This window comes from Aeromonas sp. FDAARGOS 1417, assembly GCF_019046985.1.
Lineage (GTDB): Bacteria > Pseudomonadota > Gammaproteobacteria > Enterobacterales > Aeromonadaceae > Aeromonas > Aeromonas veronii.
On record NZ_CP077221.1, the window covers coordinates 3,495,576 to 3,511,164 of the forward strand.

A 15,589-nucleotide genomic window follows, 5' to 3' on the forward strand; every position below is an offset into this window, starting at 1 on the left:
CGCACAACAATAAGTGAGGTCGTCTAGCACCCCGGATGGGTGTCAGGCACCAACAAGATAAGGATGTGGAATGAACGAAAAGTACGCCGCACTACGCGCCAACGTAGGTATGCTGGGTCAGCTGCTGGGTAAATCCATCAAGGATCATCAGGGTCAGGCCTTTCTCGACAAGATCGAAACCATTCGCCAATTGGCCAAGTCCTCCCGCAAGGGCAATGAGTCAGACCGGGAACGTCTGCTCGATACCCTGCGCACCCTGAGCGATGACGAACTGCTGCCGGTGGCCCGCGCCTTCAGCCAGTTCCTCAATCTGGCCAACGTGGCGGAACAGTTTCACACCATCTCCCGTCGCTGCGAAGAGCAGGTCTGCACCCCGGATCCGCTGGAGCAGATGTTCGACAAGCTGAAAGCCTCCAACCTGTCGCAAGAGGCCATCATTCAGGCCGTGCGCGAGCTGGATATCGATCTGGTGCTGACCGCTCACCCCACCGAGGTGACCCGTCGCACCCTGATCCACAAGCACGTACAGCTCAACGACTGCCTCGAGGCGCTGGAGCTTTCCGACCTGCTGCCCCGCGAGCGGGACAAGATCCTCAATCGCATCGAGCAGCTCATCAATCAGGCGTGGCACACCAACGAGATCCGCGAACAGCGCCCGACACCGGTCGACGAGGCCAAGTGGGGCTTCGCCGTGGTGGAGAACAGCCTGTGGCCAGCCATCCCAGAATTCATGCGCAATCTGGACGAGCGTCTGCAACACCATCTGGGTGTGCGGCTGCCGCTGGATGCCGCGCCGGTCAAGTTCACTTCCTGGATGGGCGGTGACCGCGATGGTAACCCCTTCGTCACCGCCAAGGTGACTGCCGAAGTGCTGGAGCTGGGCCGCTGGATGGCGGTGAGCCTGTTCTACAAAGACATCAAGGAGCTCACTTCCGAGCTCTCCATGTCCGACTGTACCGACGCCGTGCGTGCTCGCGTTGGCGATCACCCCGAGCCTTACCGTGCGCTGGTGCGCGAACTGCGTGAAGCGCTGCGCGAAACCAAGGAGCACCTCACCGCCAAGGTGCAGGGTCAGGTGAGCGAGAGCCAGGATCTGGTCAAGACCACCGCCCAGCTGCGCGAGCCGCTGGAACTCTGCTACCACTCATTGCACGCCTGCGGCATGGGCAACATCGCCGACGGCATGCTGCTGGACGTGCTGCGCAAAGTCGCCTGTTTCGGCATCCATCTGGTCAAGCTGGATATCCGTCAGGATGGCGAGCGTCACGGGCTGGTCTTCTCCGAGCTGACCCGCTATCTGGGTCTGGGTGACTACGCCGAGTGGAGCGAAGATGACAAGCAGGCCTTCCTGCTCAACGAACTGAACTCCCGTCGCCCGCTCATTCCCCACGACTGGGAGCCGAGCGCCGAGGTGCGCGAGACGCTGGATACCTGTCAGGTCATCGCCCAGCACGACCCCGATGCGTTCGGCATCTACATCATCTCCATGGCAGGTGCGCCGTCTGACGTGCTGTCGGTGCAACTGCTGCTCAAAGAGGCAGGCTGCAAGTTCCGCATGCCGGTCGCCCCGCTGTTTGAAACCCAGGATGACCTGATGGCAGGCACCGCCGTGATGGAGCGCCTGCTCTCGGTGGACTGGTATCGCGGCTACATTCAGGGCCGTCAGTACGTGATGATCGGCTACTCCGACTCCGCCAAGGATGCGGGCATGATGGCTGCAGGCTGGGCCCAGTACGCCGCCATGGAATCCCTGGTGGGGCTGGCCGAAGCCAACAACATCCGACTCACCCTGTTCCATGGCCGTGGCGGTACCGTCGGTCGTGGTGGTGCGCCTGCCCATCAGGCCATCCTTTCCCAGCCGCCGGGATCCCTGCGCGGCGGTCTGCGTACCACCGAACAGGGGGAGATGATCCGCTTCAAGTTCGGTCTGCCGAAAGTGGCGATCAAGAGTCTGGAGCTCTACACCAGCGCCGTGCTGGAAGGAAACCTGCTGCCGCCGCCCAAGCCGAAAGAGTGCTGGCGCGAGGTGATGGAACAGCTGGCCGCCGACTCCTGCGAGCACTACCGCAGTATCGTGCGCGGTCATCCGGACTTCGTCCCTTACTTCCGTGCCGCCACCCCGGAGATGGAGCTCGGCAAGCTGCCGCTCGGCTCCCGTCCTTCCAAGCGCAAGCCCAACGGCGGCGTCGAGAGCCTGCGCGCCATTCCGTGGATCTTCGCCTGGACCCAGAACCGCCTGATGCTGCCGGCCTGGCTCGGTGCCCACAAGGCGCTGCAGCAGGCGATCGACGGCGGCAAGCTGGCGGTGCTGGAAGAGATGAGCGCCCAGTGGCCCTTCTTCCGCACTCGCCTCGAAATGCTGGAGATGGTATTCCTCAAGGCGGACGTCTGGCTCGCCGAGTACTACGACACCCGTCTGGTGCCGCAGGAGCTGTGGGGCCTTGGCAAACAGCTGCGTCAGGAGCTCGCCGAATCCATCGAGGTGGTGCTGAAACTGAGCCCGCGCGGGGATCTGCTGGAGGATCAGCCGTGGATCAAGCAGTCCATCAAGCTACGTAACCCCTACACAGACCCGCTCAACGTGCTGCAGGCCGAGCTGCTCAACCGCTCCCGCAACCACCCGGAGACCCTGCACCCCGAGCTGGACAAGGCGCTGATGGTCACTATCGCCGGTATTGCTGCAGGTATGCGCAACACCGGTTGATAGTCAGCTCAATCCAACAGGCTTCAGCGATATCCATCAAGCCAAAGGGCGCCGACAAGGCGCCCTTTGTTGTTTCTACGATCTCGCTTGGTTTACAGGTTGTCTCTATGGGATTGCCGCTTCCAGCGCGGCTATCTCGCCGCCGCTGATAAGCGGCAGGTTGCGGCTGATCTGCTCCACCGGCCAGTCCCACCAGGCGATGGCGTTGAGACGGGCGATGGTGTCGTCGTCGAAGCGGTAGCGGATCACCTTGGCCGGGTTGCCACCGACCACGGCGTAGGCGGGCACGTCACCGGTGACCACGGAGCGGGCGGCGATAATGGCGCCGTTGCCGACCTTTACTCCCGGCATGATCAGGGCGTCATAGCCAATCCAGACATCGTTGCCGATGACGGTATCGCCCTTGTAGGGGAGGCTGCCCGGGGCGGGTGCGGCATGCTCCCAGCCGTTGCCGAAGATAAAGAAGGGGTAGGTGGAGAAGCCGGAGGTCTGGTGGTTGGCGCCGTTCATGATGAACTTCACCCCGCGGGCGATGGCGCAGAACTTGCCGATGATGAGCTTGTCGCCGATGAAGGGGAAGTGGTAGAGGACGTTGCGCTCGAAGCCCGCCGAATCCTCCGGGTCGTCGTAATAGGTGTAGTCACCCACCTCGATATTGGGCCCCTTGATGGTGTTCTTGATAAAGCACACCTGGGGAAAGCCGTTCATGGGGTGGGGATTGGCGGGATCGGGTCCGTGCATCTGGTCTCCTTGGATTGGCCGGGCTAGAGCGCCGGGAAGTAGCAGGCGCTCATGTCGATGGGGTGATCTGGGCAATTGGGCAGATAGAATTGCCAGCCTGCATCGGAGAAAGCGCGCAGCTCGGTCTCGACAAACTTGATGGCGAGGCTCAGGGCCTGCAGGCTGTCGATGCCGTAGATAAAGGTCTTGTCGCTCAGCCCCGCCAGCTTCACCTTGCAGCGCCAGTCACCGCTGGCGGACTTGGGATCCGGCTCGGGGGCCTTGATGGCGATCTTGAGGGTGAGCTGTTCCCCTTCGGTGCTGATGGCGTCGAAGCGGGCGGTAACGATGGCGTTTTTCATCTGGCGATTCCTTTTCCGTGGTACAGCCCCTGCGGTTGCGGGCGGCTGGCGTTCCTGATGGCTGATGAGGTGAAAACTGGACTCAGGACGGCCAGCGTAAATGAACTTGTGAGTTGAAACAACGGGATATGCGTGACTGGGTGAGGGGGCTTTCGCCGCCGTGAGCGAGCGCAGTGGCGGGAGTTGCAACGCGCTGGCCACCTGTGGTGGCCGAGAGGCTGGGGGCTGCTAGATGTAAAGGATTGTTGGCTGTGGCCGCAGATTATTCTGCGCTGCCGATGAGGGCGAGTGAGTCCTCTTGAGGCAGAATATCTCCCCCCTGTTTGACGCTGAAGTACAGGAGTCTCCGTGGCGCTTTCGGTAACCCAGCTTTATGAAGTGATGGCCCAGCTGCCAGATCCCGTCTTTATCCTCAGTGAAGATGGCTATTACGTGGAATATATCGGCGGCATGGAGCAGCAATCCTATCACGATGGCAATCCGCTGGCGGGCAAGCAGCTGGCCGATGTGCTGCCACCCGAGATGGCCATATGGGTCAAGGCGCAGGTAGCAGAGTCGCTGGCGAGCGGTCAGGTGCTAGTGGTGGAGTATGAGCTCTCCGCCGCCGAGGTGGGGGGGATTAATGCCGCCGCCGGGCCGCAAGGGATACAGCGTTTTGAGGGCAAGATTGCGCCGCTGCCCTCCCTCTATGACGGCAAGCGGGCGGTGGCCTGGGTGACCCGCAATATCACCCGCCAGTACGAGTTGCAGCAGCGACTGCTGCGCCAGAGTGAAACCGACCAGCTGACCGGCCTCTACAACCGCCGGTTCTTCTTTGAGCACTGCCAGCCGTTGCGGGCAGGAGATGCGCCCTGCGGTCTTATCATGCTCGACATCGATCACTTCAAGCAGATCAACGATCGTTACGGCCATCAGCAGGGAGATCGAGCCTTGCAGCGATTCAGTGGCTGCATCGATGCCCTGTTGCGGGCGGACGATCTCTTTGTGCGCAGCGGTGGCGAGGAGTTTCTGATCCTGCTACCGCGGATCGATGAGGCCGGTTTGCTGCAGATGGCGGAGCAGATCCGTGCCGCCGTCGAAGCATTGCCTGCCGATCCGGTCGCCATCACGGTCAGTCTGGGCACAACCCTGGTGCAGCCGGAGGAGGAGATCAATCAGGCGCTGGCCCGGGCCGACGAGTGGCTCTATCGGGCCAAGCGGGCAGGGCGCAACCGGGTGGCGCACTGCCCGGCAGGTTGAAAGTGCCGCTCCGGTCGCTGTGGGAAATAGCCTGCGCTTTTACCCTGAATAAATTGGCTGACATCACTGTCAATTAGTAGAAAAGTTGGCCGTATTATTTAACTCATATTCCACAGCTTAAGGTGTTAATATTATCGGCCTGATCGCTGGTCTTATTTGTGTTGTTGGGCAACAGCATGAGGTTTTATCGGTATGTTATCAAACAGGCGTGAATCTGGTTTTGGGTGACGAATGTGATACATCCTGTTGTCTTTTGAAACATTCCGATTCAAACAGTCATGAATTATTAACCTTGACCCGGATAGCGATTTCAACGATGGTAGCGTGGCAGCTCCGTCTCTCTCCGGTGGCCCTGTTGGCCGCTGGCGGCGTTGTTTTTTCATGTGCATGGCGATATGCAAAGACATATCTCCAGCCTGTTATTCGGGCCAATAAAAATAATGATGACAGATTAATAAGGTATATATTGCAATGAGTGTTTCTATTGCTGAAAAGAGTAACCCTGTTTCAAAATTGAAATGGGAGAAAAGCGATTCGGTATGGACCATGGGCCTATATGCCACTGCTGTCGGTGCCGGTACGTTATTTCTCCCTATTACGGTTGGCAGTAATTCTCCGGTTATTTTACTGTTTATTTTATTGCTGGCTTTTCCGCTCTCTTATTATTCCCATCGGGCATTGAGCCGCTTTGTGCTCTCCAGCTCCCATCGGGAAGGGGATATCACCCATGTGGTGGAGGAGCACTTCGGTGCCAAGGCGGGCAAGCTGCTGATGCTGGTCTATCTGATGGCCTTCTACCCCATCATTCTGGTCTACAGCATCTCCATCACCAATGCGATCCAGAGCTTTGTAGTCCACCAGCTGGGGGATGCCGAGCTTCCGCGCGGCTTGCTGGTGCTGGGGGTGATGCTGGGCCTGCATCTGGTGCTGCTGGCCGGCAAACAGATCGTGGTGTCGGCCATCAGCGTGCTGGCGCTACCGATGGTCGCCTTTCTGATTGGCCTCTCCATCTATCTGCTGCCCCAGTGGAGCCTCTCCTATTTCAGCGAGAGTCAGTCGGTGGACTGGCGGGATCCGGCGTTCTGGAAATCCCTCTGGCTGATCGTGCCGGTGATGGTGTTCTCCTTCAGCCATGCGCCCATTATTTCTTCCTTCAGCGCGGCGCAGAAAAAGCGTTGTCAGGAGAGTGCTGACCTGCGCGCCAAGCGGATCATCAAGTACAGCAGCCTGCTGATTTGCGGCAGCGTGCTCTTTTTCGTGGTGAGCTGCGTGATGAGTCTGAGTCAGGCCGAGATGGCGCTGGCCCGCACCGACAATATCTCCGTGCTGTCGGCGCTGGCGAACAAGTTCTCCAATCCGCTGATCGCCTATGTGGGGCCGCTCATCGCCATTCTGGCCATGTCCAAATCCTTCCTCGGCACCTCCATGGGGGTGAGCGAGGGGACGGTGAGCATGGTGAGCGGTGCCTGTCAGGGGCTGGGGCTCTCCCTCAAGGAGTCGACCATCGCCCGGGTGTCATCGGTGATCCTGTTTATGGTGACCGCCGTCATCACCTATCTGAACCCCAACGTGCTCGACATTATCGAGCGCGTCAGTGGCCCGCTGATCGCGGTGATCCTGTTTCTGCTGCCGGCCTGCTCCATCTATCGCTTGCCCGCACTCAAGCGTTATCGCGGGCCGAGTACCCTTTTTGTGTTGGTGATGGGGCTGCTTGCCATCTCGGCCCTTATCTACGATCTGCTTTGACCGGGCGGTATCCCGCACAAATCAAAAAGGGCGACCATCTGGTCGCCCTTTTTCTGTGCATCGGGGTTAGCCGAGCAGGCCGCTGGCGCTCTGGCCCGCCATCAGCAAGCCGATGGCCAGCACGCTGAACCAGACCAGGGTTGCGCTTACCAGCAGATAGCCGCTGGCGACGAACAGACCGTCCCGCTGCAACATGCCGGTGGCCAGCAGCAGGATGGCCCAGGCAGGCATGGCGTTGGTGAACGGGATGGCGCCCAGGGGTAGCATCAGCAGCAGGGCGGCCAGCATGATCAGCAGGCCGTTGCAGCGGTTGACCGTGTTGCTGCCGGTCAGCACCAGCAGGCGCGGGCGGATAACGCGATCGACCCGGGCCAGCAGATCCGCCCCCTTGTGCAGGGTCGGCTTGAGTTGGTCGGCGGCAAAGCGGCGCTCCATCAGCATGGCGGGCAGCCAGGGCACCCGATTGAGGGTGATGCCGATGCCGATAAAGAGGATCAGCAGGCCAAACGGGGTGCTGACGCCGGGGATGGAGACCGGCAACAGAAAGGGGACGGTGAGCAGCACGCAAAACAGCAGCATGCCCTGCTCGCCCACCAGCGCAAGCATCTGGCGCAGGCTGATGTGGCTCTCGTCGATGGCATGCGCGGTGGCCCGCAGGGTATCCGCGAGGGTAGTTTTGGGGTCGTTGAGTTGCGCGGCAACCATTCCCTGATGTCCTTCTGAGTGGTGATAACGGGCCCCGATGGCCCGATTTTGCGCCAGCATACGTGGCAGAGGTTAACCGTCGATGAATGGTGGCAGGGGCGCATAGCGGCGCCAGTGGGGCGGAGTGGCAGGGTTCAGGCGAGAGGGACATCGCGCGATGAAAGTGATCCGGTACAGCCGCTGTTTAGGATGGGCGCAGGACGCCTCTGGTATGCTTTCTGCACAATCACACAGGGAGCAGGGGATGATGATGAAGAGAGCCGGGATAGCGATGATGGGGCTGTTGCTGCCACTGGGGCAGGCCTGGAGTAGCGAGGCCGCGACCACATCCGGTTGGCAGGTGACGCCATTTTTCGGCTACAGCTCAGCCATCGATTTTGAGAAGAGTGATGAGGTGCAGCCGGTCTCGCGCTCGGCCTCGCTCGATTCACTGCAAGGACAGAGCTCCGGCAGCTGGGGCTTCTTTATCAGCAAGGAGGTGGATGATCCCGGCATGATTGAGCTGCTCTACAGCCATCAGTCCACCACCCTCTCTCCCGACCAGCCGGATCGCCTGACGGTGGATACTTTGCACTTTGCCGGTGCGCTGACTCTCTCTGACAACCTGATGGCGCCCTATATCGGCGCCGGGATCGGGGTGACCCGCTTTGCCGCCTACGACAGCGAGGTGACTCCTTCCATGTCGCTGGCGCTCGGGGTGCAACCACGCCTCGCCGAGCATCTGGCCCTGCGGGCCGAGGTGCGCGGTTATGGCTCGCTGGTCAACGATAACAACCAGTTTCTCTGCAACCCGGAGCAGTGCGTGTTCAAGGTACGCGGGGAGCTGGTAACCCAGTGGCAGGTCAATATCGGTCTTACCTTCCGCTTTTAAGCGAGGGGATTTTCCCTATGAAACAGGGACCATTGGGCCCCTGTTTCAGCAGCAATGTTTCGCCGTGATCGGCAATCAACCTGCAGATCTTCATACCTCCTTGTTAGTCGGCGTCGCCCATACCGCGCAGTTTCTGCCCGCCTCCTTGGCGCCATAAAGCGCCTGATCCACCCGTTTGAACAGCGAGACTGCCGGTTCCCTAGGCTCGCGGATCCCCACTCCCAGACTGACCGTCATGGTATGGGCCGGATCTGGGGCTATGGTACGTGTCGCAGTGAGCAGGGTGTTGGCCAGTTGCTGCAGCTCGGCTTCGTGGGCGACGGGCAGCAGCAGGGCAAACTCTTCACCCCCGACACGGGCCGCCAGCGCACCGGGCGGGCAGTGCTGTTGCAACAGCTCGCCAAACTGCTGCAACACCCGATCCCCGATATCGTGGCCGTAGTTGTCATTGATCCGCTTGAAGTGATCGAGATCCAGCAGGATGAGAACGTGGCAAATCCCCTGCTCCAGAAACAGCTGCTGATGAAAGTAGCGCCGGTTTGGCAGCCTAGTCAGATCGTCGAACAGCGCCTGCTGTCTGAGCTGGGTGTTGATGTGGAAGAGGTGGTGCATGGTGCTCAGGATACCGATGCTGCTGAGCAGGATGCCGCTGGAGCGCAGCAAATCCTCTGCATAGATGGCGAGCCAGAGTGGCTGCGCCACCAGCTCATCCATGATGTCGGCGGTGGCCCCCATGATCCACAACATCAGACCGCAGGAGAGCATGCGGTAGGTATGGGTGGGCAGGTGGGCGCACTGCACCACCCAGAACAGGAACAGCATGGTGAGCCAGTTGATCACCTCGAAGCCAAAGCTGACGGCGTAAAAGCGTTCGTAGGGGAAGTGGGGCAGCAGCAACAGATGAAGGGCCATGATGGCCAGCATCACTATCCCCAGCAGCGCGATGTGGGCGCGATGCTCCCGGTCGAGATGACGGTAGTGGGAGAGGCTGATGTCGAGACGATCGAACTGCATGGTGTTCCTCGGATTGGGCCTGCCATCAGGTTGCAAACAAGAGGCTGCGTAATGGCATGCCGTGGTCGGATAACAGGAAACGGCTGGTCTGTCAGTGTAAACGAGCGGACCCGCAGCGCGCGATATCGATGACGTCAGCTTGTGGGCTGGCTCAGGGTTTGCGCACTTCTGGTGCGTGAAGTATCGCCTGCCCTGTGACAGGGCGACCCTGGGCAGGTTAGCGCAGCTCATGCGCCAAATTGGTGCATTGATGATCCGAAATCTTATTAATGCCATGATTTAAAAGGATTTAAATTTATGGCCTGCTTTATGCATTTTACATGTCAGACGGTCTCTTGCGGTCATCGGCGGCAGACGCAGTGATGAGGAAGTGGCAAGAGGCATCCCCGTGCCGGGCGCGGGTGTGATTCTGGCGGGTTGCAGCAACACCTTGCGGTTCGCCACAGATTCAATCAGGGAAACGGAGCCGGTCTTGTACCGGTACGACAGGGAAGGAGAGTGCTCTATGGTCAAAAAATGGATGATGGCGGGTCTGACGATGTTGCCTGCCTTGCTGGTTACCCCAAGTTGGGCCGAAGAGGTCGCTCAGGTACAGGCGGCGGTGGCTCCGGTTGCCGCCATGACAATCAACAAGGGTGACAACACCTGGATGCTGCTCTCGGCGGCGCTGGTGATCCTGATGTCGATCCCCGGTCTCGCCCTCTTCTACGGTGGTCTGGTGCGGGCCAAAAACATGCTGAGCGTGCTGATGCAGGTCTTTACCCTGTTCTGCCTCATCTGCGTGCTCTGGGTGATCTACGGCTATTCGCTGGCCTTTACCGAAGGGGGCAATTTCTACGGCTCCTTCAGCAAGGTGCTGCTCAAGGGGGTGACCCCTGACTCCATCGCCGCCACCTTCAGCAAGGGTGTCGGGATCAGCGAGCTGATCTATGTGGTGTTCCAGGGGGCCTTTGCCGCCATCACCTGCGGCCTTATCGTGGGGGCGTTTGCCGAGCGCATCAAGTTTGCTGCCGTGCTGCTCTTCTCGGTGATCTGGTTCACCTTCGCCTATATCCCGCTGGCTCATATGGTGTGGTACTGGGCGGGTCCGGATGCCTATACCAGCGCCGAGGCTGCGGCCACGGCGACCGCCACTGCCGGCTATCTGTTCCAGCATGGTGCGCTGGACTTTGCAGGCGGCACAGTGGTGCACATCAACGCTGCCGTGGCGGGTCTGGTGGGTGCCTATCTGGTGGGCAAGCGTCTGGGCTACGGTCGTGATCCCATGACCCCCCACAGCCTGACCATGACCATGATCGGTGCCTCCCTGCTCTGGTTCGGCTGGTTCGGTTTCAACGCGGGCTCCGCGCTGGAAGCCAACGGTATCGCCGCACTCGCCTTTATCAACACCTGGGTGGCGCCGGCTGCGGCAGCTCTCTCATGGACCTTGGCCGAGTGGGTGATGAAGGGACGTCCCTCCCTGCTGGGTGCGGCATCCGGTGCGGTGTCCGGTCTGGTGGTGATCACCCCGGCAGCCGGTTTCGTCGGTGTGGGCGGTGGTCTGGTGATGGGCCTTATCAGTGGCGTGGCGGGTCTGTGGGGTGTCCACGGTCTCAAGCGCCTGCTGGGGGCCGATGACAGTCTGGACGTGTTTGGCGTACACGGGGTGTGCGGTATTCTCGGCGCCCTGCTGACCGGCGTTTTTGCCAGCCCGGATCTGGGCGGTACCGGGGTGTGGGACTATGTCACCAATCAGGTTGCCGAGGGTTACTCCATCCTGACTCAGGTGAAGATCCAGGCTATCGGGGTCGGTGTTACTCTGCTCTGGTCCGGTGCCGTGGCGGCGATTGCCTTCAAGACGGTCGACATGCTGGTGGGCCTGCGGGTGAACGGCGATGCCGAGCGGGAAGGGCTGGATGTCACCTCCCACGGCGAGAAGGCTTACAGCATGTAATCCCTAACGTCAGACAACAAAAAACCGCCGGGATCGGCGGTTTTTTTATGACTCTAAAGCTGCAAAGCCTGAGTTCACACGCTTAGTTCACGACGGCCACGTTGATGCTGCCATTGCCCTGGGTCATGCGCACGCGAGCACCCGGGGTGAAGGTGGGGCTGGCTTTCTGCACGACCACGATGGCTTCGCCGTTCTCTTTCTTGATCTCCAGCTCGACGCCGTCGACCTGATTCATCTTGTTGCCGATGGCGTTGCCTGCCGCTGCACCGGCGATGGCGCCGCCTGCGGCTGCGATGTCGCGTCCGGTGCCGCCACCAACGGTGCTGCCCAGCAGGCCGCCGACTACGGCGCCGCCAATGGTGCCAATCAGGGAGTTCTCATCGGCCTGTATTTTCACCGGGCGGGTGGAGATGATGGTGCCGTAGCTGACGGTCTGCACCTGTTTGGCGCGGTCTTTGGTGTAAACATCGCCAGAGTAAACGTCACTGTTGGCGCATCCGGTGATGGTGGTTGCTGCCAGCAGGGCAATAAGGGTCATACGCTTCAACATGGTGGGCCTCCTGGGCTGCACGTAATTTGAACAATCCGGTTGATGAGTGAACTTTACTCCAACCCCGTCACACATGAAATCGGCAAAATGTAACCAATTATGCGTTCTGTAACCGGTTTTGTCCTTGAATCGCAGCTGTACCGGAGAGGGTTTTAACCAGCAGCAGACGGTCTTCTCCGGGGCCGAAATAGTCGGCTACTTCTGCCTGCAATGTGTAACCGAGCCGGTAGTAGAGGCGCTGGGCCGGATTGGCCGGATCGACCGTGAGCCGCAGTTCGCTGATCTGCAGCGCCTGCTGGTTGGCCTCCATCTGGCGCATCATTCGCTCGGCCAGACCAAAACCGCGTGCCTCGGGCAGTACCGCCAGCGAGAGTACCCAGCCTTGCGACCGCTCCTGACCAAATCCCCCCAGCACATACCCCACCAGCTGCCCCTCGTATTCGGCCACCAGCAACAACTCGGGCCACAAATCCATCGCCTGACGGAAGAAGAAGGCGGGATAGACATCTTCGCCAAACACCTTGGCATCGATCTGCCAGATGGCGTGCATGTCATTGTGGGTAGCGGTGCGTAGCAGGGGCGGGTTGTGGTGCATCAGGACTCCATCGGCAGCAAACGGATCGGCAACGCCGCTGACCTTGGGGTCAACGGCAAAAAAGGAGTCATAGGGTAGTGGTCATCCCCTGTCGGATGCAAGGGATTGGCGGCTATGGCGGCTATGGCGGCAGGGGGCGGCTCTGGGGCAGTTTGGGCGCTTTGCGCAAGCCGTCGAGCAGATGGCGGAGGGTGAGCCAGGGGTGGCGCAGCAACATGCGCGGGCCGCTCCACTTCATCACCTGCTGGATCTGTTTGCGCATCGCCGGGGCGTAGCAGTGGATGTTGCAATTGGCGCAGGTGGGTTTGTGGCCGTGGCCATAACGGCAGCGACGAAGGCGCTGATGGGCGAAATCCCGCAACTGGCGACAGTGGCGGCAATGGGGATCCTGATGATGGTGCTGGCAGTAGAGGCGGATCATGGCGCTGACCGTCTGCTGCTCGCGCATGAGTCTGGGATGGTCACTCGCCTTTTTGCTGGCTGCGGCGTGTGAGCCCCGGGCTGGGCTGGCATGATGACTTTTCATGGCCGCCATTCTCCTGACCTGCTCGCATGGGATGTTGATACAGGTCAAAAGGGGGGATAAAAAACAGGGCCCGCAGGCCCTGTGTCATCAGATGAGGCTGGTTGCCTGCTCCAGCCAGGCGAGATCCTCGCCCTCGAGCAGCGGGCTCAGGCGGCGGAACACCTCGACATGGTATTCGTTGATCCAGCGGAATTCGGCCGGGCTCAGGAGGCTGCGGTCGATCAGGCGGGTATCGAACGGCACGTAGGTCAGACGCTCGAAGCCCAGCATTGGCAGCTCGCCAACCTGTTCCAGCTCGGTCACCACTACCAGGTTTTCGCAACGGATGCCGAAGCCATCTTCACGGTAGTAGCCCGGCTCGTTGGAGAGCACCATGCCCGGTTGCAGGGCAACCATGCTCCCTTTCGGCGCGATGCGCTGGGGGCCTTCGTGGACACTCAGGAAGTGGCCGACGCCGTGACCGGTGCCATGGTCGTAGTTGTAACCGGCCTGCCACAGCGGCATGCGGGCCAGCACGTCGAGCTGGATACCGGCGGTGCCACGGGGGAAGCGGGCCTGATCCAGCGCGATATGGCCCTGCAGTACCCGGGTAAACATCGCTTTCTGCTCGTCGGTCACCTCACCCACCTTGATGGTGCGGGTGATGTCGGTGGTGCCATCCATATACTGGGCGCCGGAGTCCAGCAGATAGAGGCTGTCCTGACCAAACGCACGCGGGGCGCCATTGGTATGGTGGTAGTGGCACATGGCGGCGTTGGGGCCGAGCGCGGAGATGGTATCGAAGCTCGGCTCGACGTAGTGCTCCTGCTCGCGGCGGAACGCTTCCACCTGATCGGCCAGGGTGCCTTCATCCACCCCCTCGAACTCGCCGGAGGCGACCAGCCGATCCAGCCAGGCGAGGAAGCGGGTCATGGCCACACCATCACGCAGGTGAGCGGCACGCATACCGGTCAGCTCGATTTCGTTCTTGCACGCTTTCGGCAGCATGGTGGGGTCTTGGCCAGCCACCAGAATGGCACCCGCCTCTTCCATGACGAGCTGGGTCCAGGCGTTGGCGCTGTCCGGATCAGCCAGCACCTTCTGCTGATCTTCACCGATGCGCTGCAGCACGTCGCCCAGCTTGTCGATGGGGTAGACGGAGACATCCTGCCCCACGTGTTGGGTAAAGGCGAAGCAGTCAATTTTGTCGGTATCGACGAAGAAATCCATGCTGGTGTTGGCGTAGAGCACCGCAAAGCCCAGCACCACCGGCAGCCGGTCGATATCGCGGCCACGCAGGTTGAGCAGCCAGTTGATGGGCTCGGCCTGGGTCAGCAGCACGGCATCCAGCCCGCGCTTGCGCAGGTCGGCCGCCAGCTGTTCACGTTTGGACTGGCTGGACTGGCCCGCCAGCTCCTCGCTGTAGAGGATGACCGGGCTCTTGGTCGGCTCCGGGCGATCGCTCCAGTTCAGGTCGATGGGGTTCTGCTCGACGCGGATCAGCTCGATACCGCGGTCGGCCAGCACGGCCTTGGCATTCTTGTACCAGGTCAGGCTGTGCAGGCGGGCATCGAAGCCAACCCGGGAGCCTGACGGCAGCTGCTCGGCCAGCCACTGCACATGGGGATTTTCAATGAGGTGGAGGAATTCGAACAGTTCGGCGGGAGTTTGCATCCGCGCCTGCACCGTATAGCGACCATCGACAAAGAGGGCTGCCCGCTGGGCCATGATGATGGCGACGCCGGCAGAGCCGTTGAAACCGGTGATCCAGTCAAGCCGCTCGGCATAGGCGGGGATGTACTCGCCGAGGTGCTCATCATCGTGGGGGACGATAAAGGCGTCCAACTCCTGCATGGCCAGCTCGGCCCTGACTTGGGCGACGCGGGTTTCAATTATCTCGAAATTATTCATGTCGTTAGTGCCAGATGGTTGCTATATGAGTGTTCAGTTTTTATGGCCGCTGGCCAGGATCCGCTTGATCGACTGACCTGCCGCTTCGATATGCTGCCTGAGCAGCACCACCGCCTCGTGCTTGCGCCGGGCGCGGCACAGTTCCAGCAATTGGGCGTGTTCACGCTCCGCCTTGTCCACACCGTCGCTGGCAAAGAGCAGCTCGAAGCGGACATAGCGGTCACAGCTCAGATTGATCTGGGCGATCAGTTCAAGTGCCTGGGGGCGACCGGCTGCCTGATAGAGGGTGGCGTGAAAGCTGTGGTTCAACTCGGCCCAATGTTCAATCTGGGTGCCTGACTCCAGGGCGTGATCAAACTGGGCGAGGATCGCCTCCGCTTGTGCGAAGGTGGCTTCCGTCATCTTGTCGACGGCGTGAAACAGGGTATCGGCTTCCAGCAGTGCTCGCAAATAAAAGAGCTCTTCAATGGCCGAGGCGTCCAGCATGGTGACCACGGCGCCGCGATGGGCTTCGAACTTCACCAGCCCCTGCGCTTCCAGCTGCATCAGGGCTTCGCGCACCGGGATGCGGCTCACGGCCAGCTCTTTGGCAATGGCATCCTGACGCAAGGGGGCGCCAGCGGGGAACTCCCCACGGAGGATCCGGCCACGGAGGTTTTCCATCACCATCTGGGTTCGGGTCTTGTAGGGTGGGGTCATGGTCGGGTCACGATTGGGCGTTACAGAATTGTATA

14 protein-coding genes are annotated in these 15,589 nt (G+C 60.7%); 5 read left to right on the forward strand and 9 right to left on the reverse strand.

Features of this window, described 5'->3' with window-relative positions; genetic code table 11:
- The first annotated feature begins 70 nt into the window (after positions 1–70).
- The gene (ppc, locus tag I6L47_RS16105; RefSeq protein ID WP_216947869.1) at positions 71–2,704 is read left to right on the forward strand and encodes a phosphoenolpyruvate carboxylase; all 2,634 of its coding nucleotides are present in this window, start codon (positions 71–73) and stop codon (positions 2,702–2,704) included.
- 105 nt (positions 2,705–2,809) lie between these two features.
- Here ppc and I6L47_RS16110 read toward each other — a convergent pair whose 3' ends face one another.
- A complete protein-coding gene (locus tag I6L47_RS16110) occupies positions 2,810–3,445 on the reverse strand; it encodes a Vat family streptogramin A O-acetyltransferase (RefSeq protein ID WP_216947871.1) in 636 nt (211 codons plus the stop codon).
- Between the two features lie 23 nt (positions 3,446–3,468).
- On the reverse strand, positions 3,469–3,786 hold the full coding sequence (locus tag I6L47_RS16115) for a hypothetical protein (RefSeq protein WP_005355042.1): 318 nt from the start codon (positions 3,784–3,786) through the stop codon (positions 3,469–3,471).
- Between the two features lie 348 nt (positions 3,787–4,134).
- Here I6L47_RS16115 and I6L47_RS16120 point away from each other — a divergent pair, with 348 nt between their 5' ends.
- Positions 4,135–5,025, forward strand: coding sequence for a sensor domain-containing diguanylate cyclase (locus tag I6L47_RS16120; RefSeq protein ID WP_216947875.1), 891 nt, complete (start codon positions 4,135–4,137; stop codon positions 5,023–5,025).
- A gap of 471 nt (positions 5,026–5,496) precedes the next feature.
- Positions 5,497–6,771, forward strand: coding sequence for an amino acid permease (locus I6L47_RS16125; RefSeq protein WP_216947876.1), 1,275 nt, complete (start codon positions 5,497–5,499; stop codon positions 6,769–6,771).
- 66 nt (positions 6,772–6,837) lie between these two features.
- On the opposite strand, the gene I6L47_RS16130 is transcribed toward I6L47_RS16125, so the two are convergent.
- Entirely contained in the window at positions 6,838–7,476 is a 639-nt protein-coding gene (locus tag I6L47_RS16130; RefSeq protein ID WP_058056332.1) for an exopolysaccharide biosynthesis protein, read from the reverse strand.
- A 250-nt stretch (positions 7,477–7,726) separates the two neighbouring features.
- Between I6L47_RS16130 and I6L47_RS16135 the strand changes: the two genes are divergently transcribed.
- Complete coding sequence (locus I6L47_RS16135; RefSeq protein WP_216949372.1) at positions 7,727–8,347, forward strand: outer membrane beta-barrel protein; 621 nt, start codon at positions 7,727–7,729, stop codon at positions 8,345–8,347.
- Positions 8,348–8,437: 90 nt separating this feature from the next.
- On the opposite strand, the gene I6L47_RS16140 is transcribed toward I6L47_RS16135, so the two are convergent.
- Positions 8,438–9,361, reverse strand: coding sequence for a GGDEF domain-containing protein (locus I6L47_RS16140; protein ID WP_216947877.1), 924 nt, complete (start codon positions 9,359–9,361; stop codon positions 8,438–8,440).
- A gap of 505 nt (positions 9,362–9,866) precedes the next feature.
- Between I6L47_RS16140 and amt the strand changes: the two genes are divergently transcribed.
- Complete coding sequence (gene amt / locus I6L47_RS16145; protein WP_206900614.1) at positions 9,867–11,294, forward strand: ammonium transporter; 1,428 nt, start codon at positions 9,867–9,869, stop codon at positions 11,292–11,294.
- Between the two features lie 82 nt (positions 11,295–11,376).
- Here the strand turns inward: amt and I6L47_RS16150 are convergent, their stop codons facing one another.
- From I6L47_RS16150 to I6L47_RS16170, 5 genes are all read right to left on the reverse strand, one after another.
- Entirely contained in the window at positions 11,377–11,844 is a 468-nt protein-coding gene (locus tag I6L47_RS16150; RefSeq protein WP_005340126.1) for a glycine zipper 2TM domain-containing protein, read from the reverse strand.
- 97 nt (positions 11,845–11,941) lie between these two features.
- Positions 11,942–12,439 (reverse strand): GNAT family N-acetyltransferase, encoded by a 498-nt coding sequence (locus I6L47_RS16155; RefSeq protein ID WP_005340127.1) that lies wholly within the window; start codon positions 12,437–12,439, stop codon positions 11,942–11,944.
- A gap of 121 nt (positions 12,440–12,560) precedes the next feature.
- On the reverse strand, positions 12,561–12,965 hold the full coding sequence (locus tag I6L47_RS16160) for a nitrous oxide-stimulated promoter family protein (protein ID WP_005356534.1): 405 nt from the start codon (positions 12,963–12,965) through the stop codon (positions 12,561–12,563).
- An 87-nt stretch (positions 12,966–13,052) separates the two neighbouring features.
- Positions 13,053–14,855: an aminopeptidase P family protein gene (locus I6L47_RS16165; protein ID WP_216947878.1), complete on the reverse strand. Its 1,803-nt coding sequence runs from the start codon at positions 14,853–14,855 to the stop codon at positions 13,053–13,055.
- 33 nt (positions 14,856–14,888) lie between these two features.
- On the reverse strand, positions 14,889–15,554 hold the full coding sequence (locus I6L47_RS16170) for a GntR family transcriptional regulator (RefSeq protein ID WP_005340138.1): 666 nt from the start codon (positions 15,552–15,554) through the stop codon (positions 14,889–14,891).
- Positions 15,555–15,589: the final 35 nt, after the last annotated feature.

What these genes read in the sequence shown, in the direction of transcription:
- ppc (WP_216947869.1), top strand. Translation starts at nt 71, where the DNA reads ATGAACGAAAAGTACGCCGCACTACGCGCCAACGTAGGTATGCTGGGT.
- I6L47_RS16110 (WP_216947871.1), bottom strand. Translation starts at nt 3,445, where the DNA reads ATGCACGGACCCGATCCCGCCAATCCCCACCCCATGAACGGCTTTCCC.
- I6L47_RS16115 (WP_005355042.1), bottom strand. Translation starts at nt 3,786, where the DNA reads ATGAAAAACGCCATCGTTACCGCCCGCTTCGACGCCATCAGCACCGAA.
- I6L47_RS16125 (WP_216947876.1), top strand. Translation starts at nt 5,497, where the DNA reads ATGAGTGTTTCTATTGCTGAAAAGAGTAACCCTGTTTCAAAATTGAAA.
- I6L47_RS16130 (WP_058056332.1), bottom strand. Translation starts at nt 7,476, where the DNA reads ATGGTTGCCGCGCAACTCAACGACCCCAAAACTACCCTCGCGGATACC.
- I6L47_RS16135 (WP_216949372.1), top strand. Translation starts at nt 7,727, where the DNA reads ATGAAGAGAGCCGGGATAGCGATGATGGGGCTGTTGCTGCCACTGGGG.
- I6L47_RS16140 (WP_216947877.1), bottom strand. Translation starts at nt 9,361, where the DNA reads ATGCAGTTCGATCGTCTCGACATCAGCCTCTCCCACTACCGTCATCTC.
- amt (WP_206900614.1), top strand. Translation starts at nt 9,867, where the DNA reads ATGGTCAAAAAATGGATGATGGCGGGTCTGACGATGTTGCCTGCCTTG.
- I6L47_RS16150 (WP_005340126.1), bottom strand. Translation starts at nt 11,844, where the DNA reads ATGTTGAAGCGTATGACCCTTATTGCCCTGCTGGCAGCAACCACCATC.
- I6L47_RS16155 (WP_005340127.1), bottom strand. Translation starts at nt 12,439, where the DNA reads ATGCACCACAACCCGCCCCTGCTACGCACCGCTACCCACAATGACATG.
- I6L47_RS16160 (WP_005356534.1), bottom strand. Translation starts at nt 12,965, where the DNA reads ATGAAAAGTCATCATGCCAGCCCAGCCCGGGGCTCACACGCCGCAGCC.
- I6L47_RS16165 (WP_216947878.1), bottom strand. Translation starts at nt 14,855, where the DNA reads ATGAATAATTTCGAGATAATTGAAACCCGCGTCGCCCAAGTCAGGGCC.
- I6L47_RS16170 (WP_005340138.1), bottom strand. Translation starts at nt 15,554, where the DNA reads ATGACCCCACCCTACAAGACCCGAACCCAGATGGTGATGGAAAACCTC.